At 37.1% G+C, this 18,747-nt stretch carries 16 protein-coding genes; 9 read left to right on the forward strand and 7 right to left on the reverse strand.

The window, feature by feature from the left end; all coding sequences use genetic code 11:
- Positions 1-2: 2 nt before the first annotated feature.
- Positions 3-806: a ParA family protein gene (locus AC04QZ_RS23525; protein ID WP_029280114.1), complete on the reverse strand. Its 804-nt coding sequence runs from the start codon at positions 804-806 to the stop codon at positions 3-5.
- Between the two features lie 180 nt (positions 807-986).
- Between AC04QZ_RS23525 and AC04QZ_RS23530 the strand changes: the two genes are divergently transcribed.
- Both AC04QZ_RS23530 and AC04QZ_RS23535 read left to right on the forward strand, forming a co-directional pair.
- Entirely contained in the window at positions 987-1,508 is a 522-nt protein-coding gene (locus tag AC04QZ_RS23530; RefSeq protein WP_478359695.1) for an NADPH-dependent FMN reductase, read from the forward strand.
- A gap of 1,015 nt (positions 1,509-2,523) precedes the next feature.
- Positions 2,524-4,275 (forward strand): HAMP domain-containing sensor histidine kinase, encoded by a 1,752-nt coding sequence (locus AC04QZ_RS23535; RefSeq protein ID WP_478359696.1) that lies wholly within the window; start codon positions 2,524-2,526, stop codon positions 4,273-4,275.
- 116 nt (positions 4,276-4,391) lie between these two features.
- Here AC04QZ_RS23535 and AC04QZ_RS23540 read toward each other — a convergent pair whose 3' ends face one another.
- The 4 genes from AC04QZ_RS23540 to AC04QZ_RS23555 form a co-directional block, all read right to left on the reverse strand.
- Positions 4,392-4,868, reverse strand: coding sequence for an acyl-CoA thioesterase (locus tag AC04QZ_RS23540; protein WP_116251707.1), 477 nt, complete (start codon positions 4,866-4,868; stop codon positions 4,392-4,394).
- A gap of 671 nt (positions 4,869-5,539) precedes the next feature.
- Positions 5,540-7,684 carry a glycoside hydrolase family 97 protein gene (locus AC04QZ_RS23545; RefSeq protein ID WP_478359698.1) on the reverse strand — a complete coding sequence of 715 codons (2,145 nt, stop codon included), beginning with the start codon at positions 7,682-7,684 and terminating at the stop codon, positions 5,540-5,542.
- 133 nt (positions 7,685-7,817) lie between these two features.
- On the reverse strand, positions 7,818-9,071 hold the full coding sequence (locus AC04QZ_RS23550) for a DUF2130 domain-containing protein (protein WP_478359699.1): 1,254 nt from the start codon (positions 9,069-9,071) through the stop codon (positions 7,818-7,820).
- A 90-nt stretch (positions 9,072-9,161) separates the two neighbouring features.
- Positions 9,162-9,542, reverse strand: coding sequence for an OsmC family protein (locus tag AC04QZ_RS23555; protein ID WP_086547553.1), 381 nt, complete (start codon positions 9,540-9,542; stop codon positions 9,162-9,164).
- A 113-nt stretch (positions 9,543-9,655) separates the two neighbouring features.
- On the opposite strand from AC04QZ_RS23555, the gene AC04QZ_RS23560 reads away from it, so the two are divergent.
- Together AC04QZ_RS23560 and AC04QZ_RS23565 are read left to right on the forward strand one after the other, a co-directional pair.
- A complete protein-coding gene (locus AC04QZ_RS23560; RefSeq protein ID WP_478359700.1) occupies positions 9,656-10,021 on the forward strand; it encodes a YtxH domain-containing protein in 366 nt (121 codons plus the stop codon).
- A gap of 103 nt (positions 10,022-10,124) precedes the next feature.
- Positions 10,125-10,871 (forward strand): YdcF family protein, encoded by a 747-nt coding sequence (locus AC04QZ_RS23565; RefSeq protein WP_478359701.1) that lies wholly within the window; start codon positions 10,125-10,127, stop codon positions 10,869-10,871.
- Between the two features lie 111 nt (positions 10,872-10,982).
- Here AC04QZ_RS23565 and obgE read toward each other — a convergent pair whose 3' ends face one another.
- Both obgE and AC04QZ_RS23575 read right to left on the reverse strand, forming a co-directional pair.
- On the reverse strand, positions 10,983-11,978 hold the full coding sequence (gene obgE, locus AC04QZ_RS23570) for a GTPase ObgE (RefSeq protein ID WP_029277724.1): 996 nt from the start codon (positions 11,976-11,978) through the stop codon (positions 10,983-10,985).
- Positions 11,979-12,134: 156 nt separating this feature from the next.
- Positions 12,135-12,710, reverse strand: coding sequence for an adenylate kinase (locus tag AC04QZ_RS23575; protein WP_121283653.1), 576 nt, complete (start codon positions 12,708-12,710; stop codon positions 12,135-12,137).
- Between the two features lie 1,370 nt (positions 12,711-14,080).
- Between AC04QZ_RS23575 and AC04QZ_RS23580 the strand changes: the two genes are divergently transcribed.
- The 5 genes from AC04QZ_RS23580 (at position 14,081) to AC04QZ_RS23600 (ending at position 18,732) form a co-directional block, all read left to right on the forward strand.
- Positions 14,081-14,338, forward strand: coding sequence for a hypothetical protein (locus AC04QZ_RS23580; RefSeq protein WP_478359702.1), 258 nt, complete (start codon positions 14,081-14,083; stop codon positions 14,336-14,338).
- 131 nt (positions 14,339-14,469) lie between these two features.
- The gene (locus AC04QZ_RS23585) at positions 14,470-15,990 is read left to right on the forward strand and encodes a TlpA family protein disulfide reductase (RefSeq protein WP_478359703.1); all 1,521 of its coding nucleotides are present in this window, start codon (positions 14,470-14,472) and stop codon (positions 15,988-15,990) included.
- 151 nt (positions 15,991-16,141) lie between these two features.
- Complete coding sequence (locus tag AC04QZ_RS23590; protein ID WP_478359704.1) at positions 16,142-16,378, forward strand: hypothetical protein; 237 nt, start codon at positions 16,142-16,144, stop codon at positions 16,376-16,378.
- A 303-nt stretch (positions 16,379-16,681) separates the two neighbouring features.
- A complete protein-coding gene (locus tag AC04QZ_RS23595; protein ID WP_478359705.1) occupies positions 16,682-17,248 on the forward strand; it encodes an erythromycin esterase family protein in 567 nt (188 codons plus the stop codon).
- Positions 17,249-17,865: 617 nt separating this feature from the next.
- Entirely contained in the window at positions 17,866-18,732 is an 867-nt protein-coding gene (locus tag AC04QZ_RS23600; RefSeq protein ID WP_478359706.1) for a hypothetical protein, read from the forward strand.
- Positions 18,733-18,747: the final 15 nt, after the last annotated feature.

The following is an 18,747-nucleotide window of genomic DNA, read 5'->3' on the forward strand; positions in this document are numbered from 1 at the left end:
ATTTATAAAGTTGCTGTTCCTATGTTTTCTTCTTCCTTTAAAAGGCCGTTTTTCTTTACAATTTCGCGTGCAAGGTTCAGGTAATTAATGGCGCCTTTGCAATTCGCATCGTGCATAATTACCGAAACGCCATAACTAGGCGCTTCACTTAAACGTGTATTACGCTGAATAATGGTATCGAAAACCAGTTCGTGGAAATGCGTTTTCACCTCTTCTACCACCTGGTTTGATAAACGTAAACGCACATCGTACATGGTTAATAAAATACCTTCAATTTCCAGATCAGGGTTTAAACGGTTCTGAACAATTTTGATGGTATTTAATAACTTACCCAAACCTTCCAATGCGAAATACTCACACTGAACCGGGATAATCACCGAATCGGCTGCTGTTAAAGCATTGATGGTGATTAAACCTAGGGATGGAGAACAATCGATAATAATAAAATCATACTGATCTTTGATTTTCTCCAACACCGCTTTCATTTTATACTCGCGGTTATTCAGGTTAATCATCTCAATTTCCGCCCCAACCAGATCGATGTGGGCAGGCAATAAATCTAAATTTGGTGTATCCGTTTTTTGGATGGCCTGTAAAGGATCGATATCATTAATGATACACTCATAAATACTATCTTTAATATTCCGGGGATCGAAACCGATACCTGAAGTCGAATTTGCCTGAGGATCAGCATCAACCAGTAAAGTTTTGTATTCTAGTACGGCCAAACTCGCAGCCAGGTTTATAGATGAAGTTGTTTTACCAACACCACCTTTTTGATTTGCTAATGCAATAATTTTGCTCATCTATGTATCCGAAATTTACTTAACGTTTATTTGGGCTGTGTTATTTATGCGTTTTAATTGGCAAAAAGTTCTATTTTTGCGTTGTTTACGGCCTTTTTCACAATCAGCTAAGATACAAACTATATGGCAATTTTAGCAAGAAGCGTGTTTGGGTTTTACACATCTTATTAACAATTATCCATGATCACAATTATAGCCGCTACCAACAGGCCCAATAGCAATACGCTAAAAGTTGCCAAATATTACCATAAGCAACTAAAAGAAAAAGGAGCTGATGCCAATTTGTTCAGCCTGGAGCACCTGCCTATAGATGTTTTGAATACGGATATGTACGGCAAACGATCAGAAGCTTTTCAGGAAATCCAGAACATGATTAATAACACCGAAAAGTTTTTGTTTATCATGCCAGAGTATAATGGAAGCTACCCAGGTGTGCTAAAAGTATTAATAGATGCCTGTAATTTTCCTGATAGTTTTTATGATAAAAAGGCCGCTTTAGTTGGTATTTCTTCTGGCAAATATGGCAATATCCGCGGGGTAGATCATTTTACAGGCGTTTGCCATTATATCCATCTGCATATCCTACCCTTACGTTTGCACATCCCGAATATTAAAACCGAATTAGACGCCGAGGGCAATTTAAGCCAGCCCGATACCATTAAGTTCACCAACGAGCAGATTGAGAAGTTTATTAAATTCTAATCTTCATTCATTTTTCTGCAACTTGCAACCCCAAATCTTAGTACAGACTTTGCCACCTAAACCCGATGGCAGCGGCACGCAGTAAAGCGCACAGCGGGAATGCTTCAACCTAAATGTTACTAAATCTGCTTTCCAAAAAAAATAAAGGGTTCATTTTTATTAAAGTTTTGTTTGTTAGGAAAAGCAGCACCTGTATTTCATATGAGCGTCACTCCTGCTTTCTGTTACAAGTCCTCGCTGCGCTGTGGGCTTTTCACGTCAATCAGGTCTAAAAACAAAAGGCAGTGCTTTAAGCTTCCAGAGCAATATTCTATTATAATGAAAGGATTTATTTCGCAGCCCCAAATCTTAGTACAGACCGTGCCACCTAAACCCGATGGCAGCGGCACGCAGTAAAGCGTACAGCGGGAATGTTTCAACCTAAATGCTGCCAAATCTGCTTTCCAAAAAAAATAAAGGGTTCATTTTTAATAAAGTTTTGTTTGTTTGGAAAAGCAGTGCCTGTATTTCATATGAGTGTCACTCCTGCTTTCTGTTACAAGTCCTCGCTGCGCTGTGGGCTTTTCACGTCAATCAGGTTTAGGAACGTAAAACAGTGCATCAAACCTTCCGAAACAATACTTCAAAATGGCAAAAACCCTTCCAAAATGAAAAGGTTTTTTGCGGCATTTTTTTTCTGATAAATAGAAAAACATTTCTATCACACTAAAAAACAACAAGTTAATGAAGCTACTAAACCCATTGGCATCACAATTGACCCTACGCCATTTATATTAATCAGCTGTTGTATCATTTGATAAAGAAACAAATCCAATTAAACCATATTTTTACTACAAAACCGTATAGATAAATTTAGGAATACGCAAACCAAATAACTTTGCTTTCTTTTGCGAAAAACTTTCTACCCTTTGCGGTTAAACTAAAAAAAGCCATGAAACCATCAATGATTTACAAAACTTCACAATAAATAAGTAAATCATGATAGCTTCATCACCATTAAAAAAAATAAAAACAGATGAAAATCAAGACCAAACTCCGCCTCGGATTCGGGTTTCTCTTTATAATCGTTTTATCCTTCGGATTAATTGCGCTCTTTTACTTAAATGAGCTTTCCGACAAATCGAAGGTGATCCTTAAAGACAACTACAAATCGTTGAAATATGTTGCCGCCATGCGCAATGTAATCGATCAGCATCCTTTTCCATTAAACAGCACGCAACAGGCAATATTTACTGAAAACCTAAAAAATGAGGGTTTAAACATTACCGAACCCGGTGAAAAAGCGGCTTTCCAGAAATTAGAAATCGCTTTTAATGTGCTTAACGATTCGCAATCATCAGCCATTAAAGCAAACAGCATCAAAGATTTACGCGTAGCACTCCAAAATATCGAGCAGGTAAATATGAAAGCCATTTACGATAAAAATGAGCTGGCCAACGAAGCTTCCTCAAGAGCCAACCTGTACATTATGATTGCCGCTACCTTGAGCTTTATTATACTCTTTACTTTTATTGTCAACTTTCCGGGTTTTGTGGCCAATCCATTGGCCGAATTTAGTGCTGCCATTAAACAGATCAGTCGTAAAAATTATAAACAACGTTTGCATTTCGAAAATGATGATGAGTTTACCGAACTGGCAGACTCCTTTAATGGAATGGTGGTTAAGTTAAACGAATGGGAAAACAGCAACTTATCTAAAATTAAATCAGAAAAATCGCGCATCGAGGCCATTATCGCGCAAATGCAGGATGCCATTATCGGCCTAAATGAAAAAGGTGAGGTATTATTCTTAAATCACCTGGCTGCCAAGTTGATGAGTTTGGATGAAGATAAAGTTATTGGTCAGAATGTGGCTGAACTGATGCAAAAAAACGAGCTGCTTAAACGGATCATTAAACCCGAAACGAATGACAATACCTTAAAAATTTATGCCGATGATAAAGAATCTTATTTCCTGTTGGAAAACCGCGAAATTATCATCCCAAATTATGAAGAACAGGACGAAAATACATTAATTGCCTCATCTAAATCTGCCGGGAGTGTTTACACTTTAAAAAACATTACACAGTTTAAAGAACTCGATGAAGCCAAAACAAATTTTATCGCCACGGTTTCGCACGAGTTAAAAACACCACTATCGTCTATCAAAATGAGTTTGAAATTGCTTAACGATGAGCGTGTAGGCGCGATGAACGACGAGCAGCACGAACTACTCAATCACATCCAAGAAGATAGCGACCGACTGCTCAAAATCACCAGCGAACTTTTAGATCTTTCGCAAGTAGAAACGGGTAATTTAAAACTTACTTTTGCCATCACCCAACCAGAAGAAATTGTTCAATATGCCATCGATGCGGTTAAGTTTCAGGCCGAGCAAAAATCAATTGAACTGGTACTCAACTGCGATCAGAATTTACCGAGCGTGAATGCCGATATCCAGAAAACAGCCTGGGTAATGGTTAACTTTTTATCCAATGCCTTGCGTTATAGTTCCGAAAAATCGAAAGTAATCATCGATATTTTCCAAAAGGATAAATTTATAGAATTCTCGGTCCGCGATTTTGGGAAAGGTATTGACGAAAAATACCAGAAACGATTATTCGACAGGTATTTTCAGGTGCCTACCGATGGTCAGAATAAATCAGGCTCCGGATTGGGACTGGCCATTTCTAAAGATTTTATTGAAGCCGAAAATGGAAAAATATGGGTGGTAAGTGCCATTGGAGAAGGCAGTAAGTTTTGTTTTAGTTTGCCTGTTGTGGAGTAGATTCCGTGTTTTTAACCGCAAAGGGCGCAAAGTTTAAGGCAGAGCACACAGGGAAAAGATGGATGATGGAAAATGGAAGATGGAAAACGCACCGCCAACCGCTCAACGCCACGCGCTTACACAATATACGGTTCCATTTCCTTATCAATGCTTTTACGCAGCTCCATTAATTTAATGGCATAGCCATGCATGGCAATTTCTTTTTCGGTTTTGGGCTTAAAAGCTGGGATTGCTTTTGGTTGTCCATCATCGTCAACGGCAACAAAAACAATAATACAATGTGTATTCTTAACAAAATCGGTCTGCCCTACTGGTTTAGAAAAAGCATCAACAGCAATGTGCATACTGGTTTTGCCTGTATAAATAATACGTGCTTCCATTTTAACCAGGTGACCGATATGCACCGGGTGAAAAAACCTGATTCCCCCAACATAAACCGTTACACAATAAGTCTGGCTCCACTGTAAAGCACAGGCAAAAGCAGCCTGATCAATCCATTTCATCATCATACCTCCATGTACCTTACCGCCATAATTAACATCAGAAGGTTCGCTTAAAAATTGAAGTTCGATATGGTTTTTGGTTCTGGGCATGGTAATATTTTGTTAAAAATTGCTTGGTTTTAATGTCTTTGCTAAGATATTATAAAATAAGTTATTTCCCGCAATCAGCTGTTATGATCTGTCAAGGTGACTCGACACAATTAACTGCCAATTACAAAAATAATCCCGCAGATTTAAGATGATTAACGCAAATTGATTATTTTTCTGCGGCTGTCAGTGAGATCTGCGGGAAAGAACTCTCTTAGCTGTCGTCATCCTGAGTTCATCTCAAGATCTAACCAGTATGATAGATACTGAAATAAATTTTTAATCCGTATTTATCTGTGTACATCCGTGGCAAAAAACAATAAAAAAAGTCGTAGCGAGACGCTATGACTAGAAGCAGCGGTCGTCATCCTGAGTTCATCTCAGGATCTAACCAGCATGATAGATACTGAAATAAATTTTTAATCCGTGTTTATCTGTGTGCATCCGTGGCTAAAAACAATAAAAAAAGTCGTAGCGAGACGCTACGACTAGAAGCAGCGGTCGTCATCCTGAGTTCATCTCAGGATCTAACCAGCATGATAGATCCTGAAATAAATTTTTAATCCGTATTTATCTGTGTACATCCGTGGCAAAAAAACAATAAAAAAAGTCGTAGCAAGACGCTACGACTGGAAACAGTGTCAGTTGATAACAAATGACACCACTTACTTAATTTATTTCGCCATAATACTAATCGCGTATCCTCCACCAGGTGCACAATACTGCGATAATTTCGTTTTGTTGCTTACCTCCATTTTACGAATGGTGTAGGCTTTAGGATTGGTTTCATAATGGGCATCTTTAGCATCAGCATAAATGGTTGCAGTATATTTTTTACCTGGATCTAAAAAGCTAAAATCGATTTTAGAGGTTCGGGCTACCTCATCATTGGTGCGGCCAACAAACCAGTTATTTTTACCTTTCGCCTTACGCGCAAAAGTAATGTAATCACCAGGTTCTGCTTCTAAAACTTTGGTATCGTCCCAATCTACTGCCACATCTTTAATAAACTGAAAAGCATCCATGTACTTATTATACGTTTCAGGCAAATCGGCAGCCATTTGCAGCGGACTATACATGGTAACATAAAGTGCCAGCTGGCGCGCCAATGTACTGTGTACAAAAGAGGTGTTTTCAGGATTGTAAACACTTACTTTGGTTTCGAAAATACCAGGGGTATAATCCATTGGTCCGCCAATTAAACGTGTAAAGGGCAAAATCGTAGTATGATCGGCATTGTTGCCACCAAAAGCTTCGTATTCTGTTCCCCTGGCCGATTCGTTTCCAATTAAATTCGGGTAAGTACGCGCCAGACCTGTCGGGCGAACCGCTTCGTGTGCATTCACCATAATTTTATATTCAGCAGCCTTTTGGATGGCATATAGATAATGATTGTTTAACCATTGGCCATAATGATGCTCTCCTCTTGGGATCATGTTGCCTACATAACCACTTTTAACGGCATCATAACCATTGGCTTTCATAAATTTATAAGCCGTATCCAAATGGCGTTCGTAGTTCCTTACCGATGAAGAAGTTTCGTGGTGCATAATCATTTTAATGCCTTTGCTCGCCGCATAACGGTGCAGTTCTTTTACATCGAAATCGGGATAGGGCGTTACAAAATCAAACACATCATCTTTTGTTTTACCGAACCAATCTTCCCAGCCTTCGTTCCAACCTTCAACCAACACCGCATCCAATCCGTTTTTAGCAGCAAAATCGATGTACTCTTTTACATGTGCGGTATTTGCAGCGTGTTTTCCATTAGGTTTAGTTTTTGCATAATCGGTTACGCCTAATTGCACACTGGTTAAATCATTATAGGCCCAGGTACTTTTGCCTGTAATCATCTCCCACCAAACACCTACGTACTTGGTTGGTTTTATCCACGATACATCTTTAAATTTTGTTGGTTCGTTTAAGTTATAGGTTAATTTTGAGGTCAAAATATCACCTGCTTTATCGCTCACGATAATGGTTCTCCAGGGCGATAAACAAGGCGCCTGCATATAACCTTTATCGCCAATGGCATCAGGCGTTAACCACGATTCTAAAACCATATTTTTATCATCAAGATTTAACGACATTAAAGAATAATTGATCAAGGCTGCCTCATGGATATTGATGTATAAACCATCTTTACTCTTCATCATTAAAGGTGTTTGTAAACCGGTTGGCGAAAAAGTGGTCTGTGATGCATTTGGTGTTACCGCGGCCTTCATTTTACCACGTACTTCTGATAAGTTTGACGTTACTGTACTGTATTCCTGTGTATCATAATCGCCCGGAAGCCAAAATGCTTTATGATCGCCAGCCAGGGCAAACTGCGTTTTCTCTTCTTTAATAACAAAGTAAGCTAAATTCTTTTGCTCAGGGAATTCATATCTAAAACCCAAACCATCGTTAAACAGGCGTAAACGCACAATAATATAACGGTTAGTTTCTTTTTGTGTTAAAGTTACGGCCAGTTCGTTATAATGATTTACAATTTCTTTTACCTCGCCCCAAACTGGTTTCCAGGTTTCGTTAAATGCACTGGTCTTAGTATCAGTAATAGTGAAACCATCCAGTAACGATTTGCCATCTTTAAGTTCAAGCCCCAGTTTGCTGGTTTTTATCACGTCTTTTCCTTTATACTTTAAGCTATAGGTAGGTACTCCCCCTTCAGCCAAGGCAAAGCTGGCCGCCAGATTGCCATCCGGCGACTTCAAACTTTCTCCGGGAACGTTCCCGAAAACATTCCCCAAAAAAAGCACAGTGCATATTAAAGTAAGGATTGTAAAGCGGTTAAAGAATTGGTCTAGTTTTTTATTCATATCATCATTTATTAATTATTACTATTTATATCACATTTGAACCTGCAGGTTCTGGTTTACTCAGCACCGAAAAGATATTTATTGTCCATACCTCTCAGGTTTCGAAACCCGAGAGGCTTAAACAGCCGATAATTTACTCTAAAAGCAAGGTATCATCATCTTCATCGGTTAAGCTCAGCTGTACACTATCGCTACCGGCAATGCCTTCTATCGAACCGCGGATGTGGGTTGCATTTAACAATACTTTTTCCAACTGTTTTTCACGTGCTTTCCATAAACGTTCCATAGCGTCACGCTCGCGTTGTATAGATAATTTCATGCTCATAAAACCTTCTCTAATGGCTTTCCATTGTTCTGAAAACTCTGCTCCCATTAAATAATCGTAAAGCATATGCATTTTTTCGCCACGGTTTTCCTGCGATTTTACAGCGCCAGCGAGGCGCAAAATCCCCTCACGTAACACATAAGCCACAGCGTTTACTTCTTCGAAAGAACAAATCCAAACCCCGTCGCGCTGCCCGAAACAATCCATGCCTTTAGGGTAACATTGACTTACGATTACCGCTACATCAATGCCCATGCTGCGCATATCTTTCTTCAGTTTTTCGATCCAGTCGCCGCCAAAATCTTTGGTACGCTTGCTTTCGTAAATTATTTTACCACATTCCTGGCCGAATTGGTTGCGCACCACCTGTACACAATCTGCGCCACGCACGCCTTTACCAACTTCTTCAATTAAATCGAAAGGATAATTGGTACGCAGCAGTTCTTCTAAAATCAGTTCCTGTACTTCCCCCTGCAATTGCATACTGCCCTGCTCTGCCTTGCGTTTCATTTCTTCGGCCAGTTTTTTCTGATCGTCGAGCTGTTTTTCCAGTTCCTTTAAACGCAACTGGTGTTCGGTATCTTTAATACTATTTTTTTCTGCCTCTTGCTTACGAATCAGTTCTACCAACTCATTACGCTGCTCTTGCATTTTACGTTGAAAGGCAAGTTCCATTTCTTCTTCTTTTACTTTAAGGCTTTCCTCGCGGCGTAAAAACTCCAGTTCCTTTTCACGGGCTAGCTTCAGTTTTTCGGCATTATCTTTCGCATTACCTTCCAGCATTTGCAGTTTGGTTTCAAAATCTGCCGAAATACTTTTACGCAGATTTTCCTCCAAATCATCCTTAAGCCTGGTTTTCTCTTCTGCGAGTTTAGCATCAAAAGCTTTCAACTGCTGCTGTTTTTCTGATTCAAAAACCTGCAGTTTGCGTTGATATTCTTCATCTTTCTGCCTTGCATAAGCCGCCGCTTTCTCACGTAGCTCTTTCTTATAATCTTCGGCCATTGCTTCTTCCATCGGAAAAACATGGGCACAGTTGGGGCATTTTATCTCGGTAGGCATAAATTATTTTTTTACCACAGCGAACGCTTGGGTTTCGACAAAGATATTAAAGCTTTTTATGATTATATAAAGGAGTTTTGCACCGTCTACTTAAAGCACCTTCGATCTGATTTCGTGACCAGCGGCTAAAATTTTGCTCACCGGACATTTCGCTGCTATTTCTTCCAATCTGATTTTTTGTTCTTCGGTAAGTACCCCTGTACAGGTAATTTCTTCAAAAAATATGGTTTCACCATTTTCGGTATCAATGTTTACTTCCACTTCAATTTTATCAATAGGCCATTCTTTTCTATCAGCATACATTCTTAAAGTAATGGCTACACACGAAGCCAAAGAAGCCATTAATAATCCTTTTGGTGCAAATCCTTTATGTGTTCCACCCAATTCTAAAGGTTCGTCTACTATAATATCATGAGAGCCATTACTTACCGAACATGCATAGTGTTCCCTGTTTATTGTTGCTTTTACCATTTATAAGATATTTTAAATATTAAACTTACCAAATATTATGCTTTATTGCGATTTGGTTTAGATTTTACGAAACATTATATGATGGCGTTTGTTCTTTTTAAAAATGCTACGTTATGAAATACAGAAAGTTAATCGGAAAATACTTAAAGCACGAATCAGATAACAGTGCAAAAATAGCACTTGCCTTAGTGGCTGGTTTAGCAGCGGGCGCAGTAATTAGTATTTTATTTGCCCCTGACAGTGGTGCAGGTACCCGTGGAAAAATTGCCGGCGGAGCCAGAAATCTTCGTTACGGATTTCAGGACAAATACAATCTTTTAAAAGAGAAAGTTTTTGGTGTAGAAGCCATTGAAGATGATATTGTTGAGCATGAAGTGCCACATTTTAAACATACTGTTCCGAAGAAACGCAAATCGGATGTGAAGGAAATTTTAGAAAATGCGCACGAAAACGGTCAGGTACAGGAAGGCCAGGGATAAAAATATAAAGACATGAACTGGTTATTGGCACGCATTAATTAATACATGCCAAAACCTTTTACCGTTTAAACAATTTCTTAGTTTTACAGGATAATGTCAATATATGATTTTTATCCTCTCGAAGATTTTATCTTTTCTCATTAAACCAATAGTATGGGTTTTTGTGCTTTTGATTTTTGCAATAGCAGCAAAACAGCCTCAACAAAGGAAAAGGTATCTAGTCTGTGTATTGATTGTTTTCTGCTTTTTTTCTAATTCATTTATTGTCGGGAGAATACTCAACAGTTACGAATCTGGCTATCCGAAGGCGGAGCAATATGACGTCGGAATAGTACTGGGCGGTTTCTCAGGTTTAAATAAACGAAATAATGAAATTGCTTTTAATTGGGCAGGCGATCGCTTGTTTCAAGCCATTGCGCTTTATAAGAAAGGACAGATTAAGCAGATATTGCTTAGTGGTGGAAGTGCAAATTTAATAGACCGACAAGTAAAGGAAGCTGATTTAGCCGTTAAATACCTAAAACTGATTGGCCTTCCTGATTCTGCAATCCTGATTGAAAACCAGAGTAGAAATACGGTCGAAAATGCCAGATATAGTCTGGCACTCATCAGGAAAAAGAATCCTAAAGCTAAAATTATGGTGATTACCAGTGCCTGGCACATCCCAAGGGCAAAACTAATTTTCGATAAACAAACTCAGTCCAAGATTGCATATTACCCAACCAATTTTTCCGGAAATACAGATTTTGAATTAAGTGATTTCATTATCCCAAATGCCAGTGCATTAGGCGCATGGGAAATGTTATTTAAAGAATGGATTGGATTGGCTGTAGACCGCTCGAGAAGCTAATTCTTCAGAAAGGTTAATTATTTAAATCGGTTAACTGGTTAATTGTTAAAACTAATCAGCATAAATTGGCAATTAACCGGTTTAAACAATTTATACATTTAACCCCAAAGCCTATCCCTCAATCGCTTTCCAAAGCATATCTTTCAGCTCCAGAATATTTTTCTCTGCTACTGACGAAATAAATATAGATGGAATATTCGGCAGATCCTGTTTCATCTCTTCCATTAGTTCTTCATCTAACATATCCGATTTGGTAATGGCTAAAACATGAGGTTTCTGCATTAATTCAGGATTGTAAGATTCTAGTTCACTTTTAAGAATTTCGTATTCTTCTTTGATCGAACGGCTTGTATCAGCCGGAACCATGAATAACAATACCGAATTACGTTCAATATGGCGTAAGAAACGGTAGCCTAAACCTTTACCTTTTGATGCACCCTCAATAATTCCTGGAATATCGGCCATTACAAAAGATTTTCCGCCTCTATAACTTACAATGCCCAGATTAGGCACAATAGTGGTAAAAGGATAATCAGCAATTTCTGGCTTAGCCGCCGAAACGACCGAGAGTAAAGTAGATTTACCGGCATTTGGGAAACCAACCAAACCAACATCAGCTAAAACTTTTAATTCTAAAATGTTCCAAACCTCTTGTCCCTGCTCACCTGGCTGTGCAAAACGAGGTGTTTGCTGAACGGAGTTTTTAAAATGTGCGTTACCCAAACCACCACGACCACCGGCTGTTAGAATTTTGGTTTCGCCATCTTTGGTAATTTCGAAAAGGATTTCTCCGGTTTCAGCATCTTTGGCAATGGTACCCAGTGGAACCTCCAGAATTTCATCCTTACCTTGTTTACCGAATTTATGGGAACTACCACCTGCTCCACCATCTTCAGCGATAATGTGCTTACGGTATTTAAGGTGTAATAATGTCCAGATATGGATACTGCCTTTAACGATAATATGGCCACCGCGACCACCATCACCGCCATCGGGCCCACCCATTGAGGTTAAAATATCACGATGCAAATGTGCCGAACCTGCCCCGCCCTTACCAGAACGGCAACAAATTTTTACATAATCTACGAAATTCGAACCCTGTGACATATTTTAATGTTGAAATGTTAATACTGGAACGTTGAAACAACAATTCCCTTAAAATTAAAGAGTTATAACGTTTTAACATTATAACTCCTTTTTATGTTTTTAATAATGGATCAGGGATTAATTAAAGCCTTTTCCTTTATACTTACTATATGAACTTTATACTTTATACTGATCAATTACCGCGCAAAGATCATTATATACGGTTTCTATTTCACCAATTCCGTTTACTTTATTCAACTTTCCCTGCTCTTCATAATAAGGTAATACATGGATGGTTTTATCAAAGTATTCTGAAATCCGTTTTTTCAATTTTTCAGCGTCATCATCCGGACGGCCGCTGGTTTTATGACGCTCAGCAATACGTTTTGTTAACTCGTCCTGATCAACATCTAAAGCAATCACACCAGCAATCTTACTGCCTTTACGCTCTAAAAATAAATCAAGCTCAATTGCTTGCGGAACGGTACGCGGAAATCCATCAAACACAAATCCTTTAGCATCAGGATTTTTATCTACCTCTTCTTCAAGCATGGCAATTGTAATGGCATCAGGAACCAATTCTCCATCAGCTAACAATTGACTCACTTTTTTTCCTAATTCTGTTTCTCCTTTAACGTGTGCTCTAAAAAGATCGCCTGTTGAAACGTGTACCAACTGATATTTTGCAATCAGCTTTTCAGATTGGGTGCCTTTACCCGCCCCTGGAGGGCCAAAGAGAACTAAATTAAGCATTCAAGTTGTTTAGGTTGTCTTCAAAAATTAAAAAAGCCTTATTCCTATGGCTCTGTTAAAAGTAATTTTCAAATCACTGATTAATAGGATTAGACATTGTTTACTTTCAAGGCTGCAAATATATAATTATTAATTTAGATGCCATTTAAAATTGAGAATTTATTTAAAAAAGGGCTATTTTAATGACATTTATTTTATTCTACAAAGAATCTTGTGCCATTTTTACATTTAACAGAATTTTCTTCAAATACCAGGCAGCCAGACCAAACAATCCTTTTACCGATCTTTTGAAGATGTTTTAATGTTTTGTATCGCCCCCCATTCATTATACTGTATCGGCACATATATTCCAATTGTTAACAATCAAAAAACGGTTGGCCAAAGGTGGGTGGGCATTTCGGCAAAAATGGCCGCCCGTTGCGCATTTAAACTATGAAAACACTTAATTAATTTTATGATTTCTGCCTTAAGTATAACAAGCTAATTAAGATGTTTTTATATTTTTTTTTAAAATAAATTTGTTTAGTTATTATAAACACGATATATTAGATTTGTAAACACAATATATTAGATTTATAAATTAAATCATCAGCCTATGCTCTCAATCTCCAATATCCACTACAATCTTATTCTTTAGAATAAATGGCACTTTTTTGATGTCATGCTTGTTAGTATTTAATTGTTAAACCAAATATCATCCTATGATACGCTCTATAAAGAGTGCAGGGAATACTGTATACGTATTGTACTCACTAATTAGTAAATTAAAGATTCCTGTTAGTTCTTTTACAATAGAAAAGGATTTACTTGATCATCCTGATTATCCAAGTATGCTCGCTTAGTGATTGCCTGGCCTCCTGGAATGTGCCCATTGAGGCTATTAAAGTCGATAAAGGAATTTGTGCCGTCGTTTACAACAAGATCACATACTGTAGAATAGGCTTTAAATGATTGATATAGTCTAATTAATAAAAAATACGAGAACTGAGCAATTAAATACCCCGATCAGTTTTAATGGAGAAACGAATGCCGTAACCGAAAAACAAAAACAATGGTGTAACATGACTGAAATTGCCTTTACGCCTACAATTTAAATTACTGGCTATAAGCTAGTAGAGCCTTTTAGGCTAGAAGATATCAAGTATTTGATAAACTAATACAGATTGATACTATCAATCAAGCAAAATATAAACTTAAAAACAAAATAGCGGCAACCAAACATTTCGTAAAAAGAACAGCTGCCCAAGGGGCAACTGAACCAGGTAATTGTTCACAAGCCCATGAGCATGCCCACCATAGAGGTACAATAATTAACAGAATTCAAAATTAAGCTTTTTACTGTTTTTTGAATGTAATAAAACAGACTAACGATGAAAAAATTAAGTTTAAAATCGAATGCCTTTAATAAAGGAGAAGTATTAACAAGAACACAATTAAAAAAAGTATTGGGGGGTGATGGAAGTGAAGATTTCGGGGGTGGAAGTGGTGATATCTCGAAGATTAAGGCTTGTGAGACTTTCGCTATGGGTGATTGCTGTACCTTTATAACTAACGGTATAGAATACCCGGGGAAATGTAGTTCATATATGGCGAGTGAAAAATATTGTTCAACTTTCAGTCGTTGCTAATTAACCTCATCCAATTTTTTTTGTAGTTTTTGATGAAAATTAAAAACGCGAGTTTTTAGCAGAATGTATGCAAATAATTGATGCTTCTAGCAAATCTTTTAAAAGGTTTGCTAGTTTTAAATCAAAAAAATATGATCAAAATAAGAAAATTACATCATTATGGCGTATTGAGCTTTTTATTCTTACTATTATTTAAGCCATCTGTAGGCATGGTAATAGATACACCTGTTATAAAAGAGGGTATTGCAAAGTTAACGGGAACAATAACAGTTCAAAATAATACAAGTAGCGAGAGTATTTATGTAAATATTACTGTTCCACATCCAATCTCTGGAGAGTTTGTTAAATATAAAACATTGGTTGATCGAACTGGAAAATTCGCAATTGATGTTGATGTTGAGACATCGATTTGCTTGACTAGGTTTTACACAAGTTTAGACCCAGATAAAGCACTTCTCGTCAAATTGAAGAGTGGTGATCTTACAAACATTAATCTCGCCTACGATTCAAGTTTTGACATTGAACATGTTGAGGTAACCCCCAACATGAATAAGCAAGATGTGCTCCGTTACTTCGGCCTCATAGGTGAAATGATTGAATTTAAGTCAGACAGTTTCCTTGATCAGCCTTATCATAAACCAACAGATTATTTTTTAGAATATACCAAAAATGTTTTATCCGAGAGATTGGCTGTAGTACGAAATGACACCTTAATCTCAAAAGAATTAAAAAAAATATTGTCAAACGATTTTCGCCTATTTCTATATAATAACTCTGTATTCGATTATGAGGTTCAAATGAAGAGAAATTATCGCGCAACCAATGGTGATAAAAACACGGAGCCCGTTAGCCAAAATATTGACAGACTCTTTTTTCGTTTTTTGAAAGACTTTAATCTCAATGATCATCAATATTTGTATGCTTCTACCTTCCTTGAATTTCAAAAATCAATTCTCCAAGATAGAACATTGGGACTACCTTTGATAGGAGACAGTGATATTCCCTCTTGGCTGAACAAGGTGAAAGCTATTTTATCAGATTTGGTTGGATTCAAGGACGGCCAATACTATGATATTTTGGCGGCCAATGCTTATGGCATACAGCTCAACGAACAAGTAAGACCGTTAAGCCAGATACAAAAGGAAAATATCAAAAAATATTGGAAGGGGGGAGATATTGCAAAAATATTACTTCGAAAAGACCAGCAGGTTGTTGGACTGGATAAATACAAATCACCTATTGTTATCAATGATATCTCGTCAATTCCTAATGATAAGGTTATAGAAAAAATAGTTTCTAAATATAAAAACAAGGTTGTTTTAATTGACCTTTGGGCAACCTGGTGTATTCCTTGCCTAACTGCTATGCAGGAATTCAGAAGTGCAAAAGGTGAATTCCATGACAAGGATGTGGTGTTTGTCTATCTAACGAATGCGTCTTCGCCCCGAACCGTATGGGAAGAAAAAATTAAGGGTATAGGCAGTGAACATTATTACCTGAATGATTCCCAGTGGGAGTACGTTATGAATCATTTTGAGTTCAAGTATATTCCATCATATCTTTTATATAACAAGAAAGGGCTACTCATCAAGAAAAATTCAGCTTTCCCTGGAAGTGACAAAGTGAAAGAGATGATTAATGGGCTGTTGTAAAATGAGCAAAACTCTTTCTGAAAATGATAAAACGAAATTGCCTCCTGACCAATAGTTATTGGTTAATTGAAGATAACTTTTCCCTTTTTAATAAGGGAAAGACAATACAGAACAAATTTAAAAATTATACTACTAAAAAGTTTAAACTAACATGAAAAAGCTAAAATTAAACACAAATGCCTTTAATAAAGGTGAGATGCTAACAAGAGCACAATTGAAAAAAGTAATTGGGGGCGATGGAAGTGGTTCAGGTAGCGGTAATACATATTTTTGTCAGTGTGCCGATGGAAACCACATAACCATTGCAGATGCTCCTTCGGAGCAAGCGGCTAGAGAAATAGCGGCTTCAATTTGTAAGCCATACTTAGTAAACTGTTACCCTAGCTAGTAGCCAAACTGAATTGGAAACCTAAAGTTGTTAATGTATGCTAATGGAACCTTATGGGCTAGAAGATATTTGGTATTTGATAAACTAATACAGATTAATATTATCAATCCAGAAGAATTCTTTTGAAGATTTTTTTGAAATAGGAAATGCTATCGGAGATGCAAAATTGGTATTGTTAGGGGAGCAATCTCATGGAAATGGAGCTACTTTTGCAGCAAAATCAAGGTTGATTAAATACAGGATTTATTGTATTAGCATTTGAGGCCGATTTTTTTTTACATTAAAGACAGTCAGGATCAACGAATGGGAATAAATAGCATTTGGGGCGTAGCTGAAGAATGTAATGAGCTGCTTAATAACTATATTCCAGCGACAAATTCAACAGATACACCACTAGTCATTTCCGGAATTGACAATCAATTTTACAGACAAATGGGTAGTAACAGGCTAAAAGATTTTTTAAAAATAGCCTTCAAGTCAGATTCTTTTGATCAAGATATTTCTCCTACCATGGATAAAGATTTTTATAGTTCCTGGGATTCATTGCAGTCTTCTTTGGTTAAAAATCAAGAACAGCTATTAAATCCATCAGCATCCTATCTTTCGTTATTGGACAAATATGAGGCTTCTCTTTCAAGCTTACTTTCTTTACCGACCAAAAAATCAGATAGTTTTGGTTTTCAGGTTATTAAAAACACACAAGCTTTCAATAACCAAACCCAACCTATTCAAGGATCTTATTTCATGTATAATTCAGTTCGTGACAGTAGGATGACTGAAAATATACATTGGCTGATGACTAACAAATTCAAAAATCAAAAAATAATTGTATGGGCGGTCAACAGCCATATGTCCAAGCAGCCATATTGAATTTCATGCGTCCATCCATTTCACCTAATGGGAAGCTTTCTCGGACCAAAATTTCGGAAAGAGGATATCTATACTATTGGTTTTACTTCCAGGGGAGGGGGACATAGCATATGCAGGACTATAAAGCTCAGCAAACCGCTGGCTTCAAATAGGGAAAGCTGGATACCGGATGAGATCAGTATGCTTTCCTCGATCTTAAAAAAAGAACAGATCTTACTAATGAAAGTTTTACGATTCAGGTTTTTTGGCCATGGAAATTTAAAAATGAACTGGCAGGCCAAATTCGATGAGATATTTTATATTAAAGAAATATATCCGTCCCATACGGTTAAGAAATAGCGGCTACGGAGTTGTAAAGTAAAATTACCCTTTCCTCATCAAACTCTCTTTTTTCAGTTTATAACAAATTAGTACAGTTAAACTAAACAATAAATACTATATATCGTAAATATACAATTAAGCCCTTTTAAACCACTCTTATGCTAATTTTCAGTATTAAATCACGATGTGAGGAGGCTAGCAATGAAAGTCTCAAAAGTCAATTAAAGATAATTCCTATAGCTATAGGATTTTACGATGAACAGTCTTCATCATTAAATGCCACAAGATCTTGACCAATGAGAAAAATACTTGTTAAAAGCACAGGTTTCTGGCAAACAGACGAGGAGATGTTAATAACGATGAAGGATTATGGATTTGGGAGTACTCAATGGAAAAATATTGAGTTTACTGCTGGTAGCAAATACGACAAACTCATCATTTTGACCAGGCCATTTTGCGAGGACATGGATTATGATGAAAGAAAAGCTATAACATTTCTTACTGAACCATTGGCATCTGGCAATATTAAGCCGCATAAAACCTCCTTCATCTCTCCCTTATCTTTATTAGGTTGGACCTTGACAGATAAGTCAAGAAGAATGTTGACAGAAAGGGGAAGGAGGATAAAAAAAACGGAACTTTTATCCTCTGTAATAAGTGATTTATGTTATTTGGATGGACATTTAGCAAGACTTCAGTTTATTCAAGCCTTTGATGAACTCATTGAAGGTGGATTCGACCTTTGGGGCAAAAATAGTAGCGGTAATTTCTTCCAAACTATCAAATCGTATAAAGGTCCAATCAGGGATAAATATAATGCGCTCTTGAAATACAAATATCATATCAATTGTGAAAATTCATTTGACAAAAATTACTATACCGAAAAATTATTAGACCCCATTTTGTCAGAGACTTTATGTTTTTATGACGGATGTACCAATATAGATTCATTTATTGACGAAAGGGCATATGTGAAGTTAGATATCAGGAATATTGAAGCATCAATTGACACAATTGCAAAATCAATCAACGACAATGATTGGAGAAATAGAATTCGTTATATACGCCAGCAAAAAGAACGTCTCCTAACAGATCTTAACCCACTTAATATAATATGGATGGCGGTAAATGAGATGGATATAATTAAAGAGTGTACGTTGTAATTTTTTTTAAAACTG

Source organism: Pedobacter folensis, assembly GCF_056490665.1.

Coding starts and splice junctions, on each gene's coding strand:
- AC04QZ_RS23525 (WP_029280114.1), bottom strand. CDS start 806: ATGAGCAAAATTATTGCATTAGCAAATCAAAAAGGTGGTGTTGGTAAA.
- obgE (WP_029277724.1), bottom strand. CDS start 11,978: ATGTCACAGGGTTCGAATTTCGTAGATTATGTAAAAATTTGTTGCCGT.
- AC04QZ_RS23580 (WP_478359702.1), top strand. CDS start 14,081: ATGAAAAAATTAAGTTTAAAATCGAATGCCTTTAATAAAGGAGAAGTA.
- AC04QZ_RS23565 (WP_478359701.1), top strand. CDS start 10,125: ATGATTTTTATCCTCTCGAAGATTTTATCTTTTCTCATTAAACCAATA.
- AC04QZ_RS23530 (WP_478359695.1), top strand. CDS start 987: ATGATCACAATTATAGCCGCTACCAACAGGCCCAATAGCAATACGCTA.
- AC04QZ_RS23595 (WP_478359705.1), top strand. CDS start 16,682: ATGGGAATAAATAGCATTTGGGGCGTAGCTGAAGAATGTAATGAGCTG.
- AC04QZ_RS23550 (WP_478359699.1), bottom strand. CDS start 9,071: ATGCCTACCGAGATAAAATGCCCCAACTGTGCCCATGTTTTTCCGATG.
- AC04QZ_RS23545 (WP_478359698.1), bottom strand. CDS start 7,684: ATGAATAAAAAACTAGACCAATTCTTTAACCGCTTTACAATCCTTACT.
- AC04QZ_RS23590 (WP_478359704.1), top strand. CDS start 16,142: ATGAAAAAGCTAAAATTAAACACAAATGCCTTTAATAAAGGTGAGATG.
- AC04QZ_RS23560 (WP_478359700.1), top strand. CDS start 9,656: ATGAAATACAGAAAGTTAATCGGAAAATACTTAAAGCACGAATCAGAT.
- AC04QZ_RS23555 (WP_086547553.1), bottom strand. CDS start 9,542: ATGGTAAAAGCAACAATAAACAGGGAACACTATGCATGTTCGGTAAGT.
- AC04QZ_RS23585 (WP_478359703.1), top strand. CDS start 14,470: ATGATCAAAATAAGAAAATTACATCATTATGGCGTATTGAGCTTTTTA.
- AC04QZ_RS23540 (WP_116251707.1), bottom strand. CDS start 4,868: ATGCCCAGAACCAAAAACCATATCGAACTTCAATTTTTAAGCGAACCT.
- AC04QZ_RS23535 (WP_478359696.1), top strand. CDS start 2,524: ATGAAAATCAAGACCAAACTCCGCCTCGGATTCGGGTTTCTCTTTATA.
- AC04QZ_RS23600 (WP_478359706.1), top strand. CDS start 17,866: ATGAGAAAAATACTTGTTAAAAGCACAGGTTTCTGGCAAACAGACGAG.
- AC04QZ_RS23575 (WP_121283653.1), bottom strand. CDS start 12,710: ATGCTTAATTTAGTTCTCTTTGGCCCTCCAGGGGCGGGTAAAGGCACC.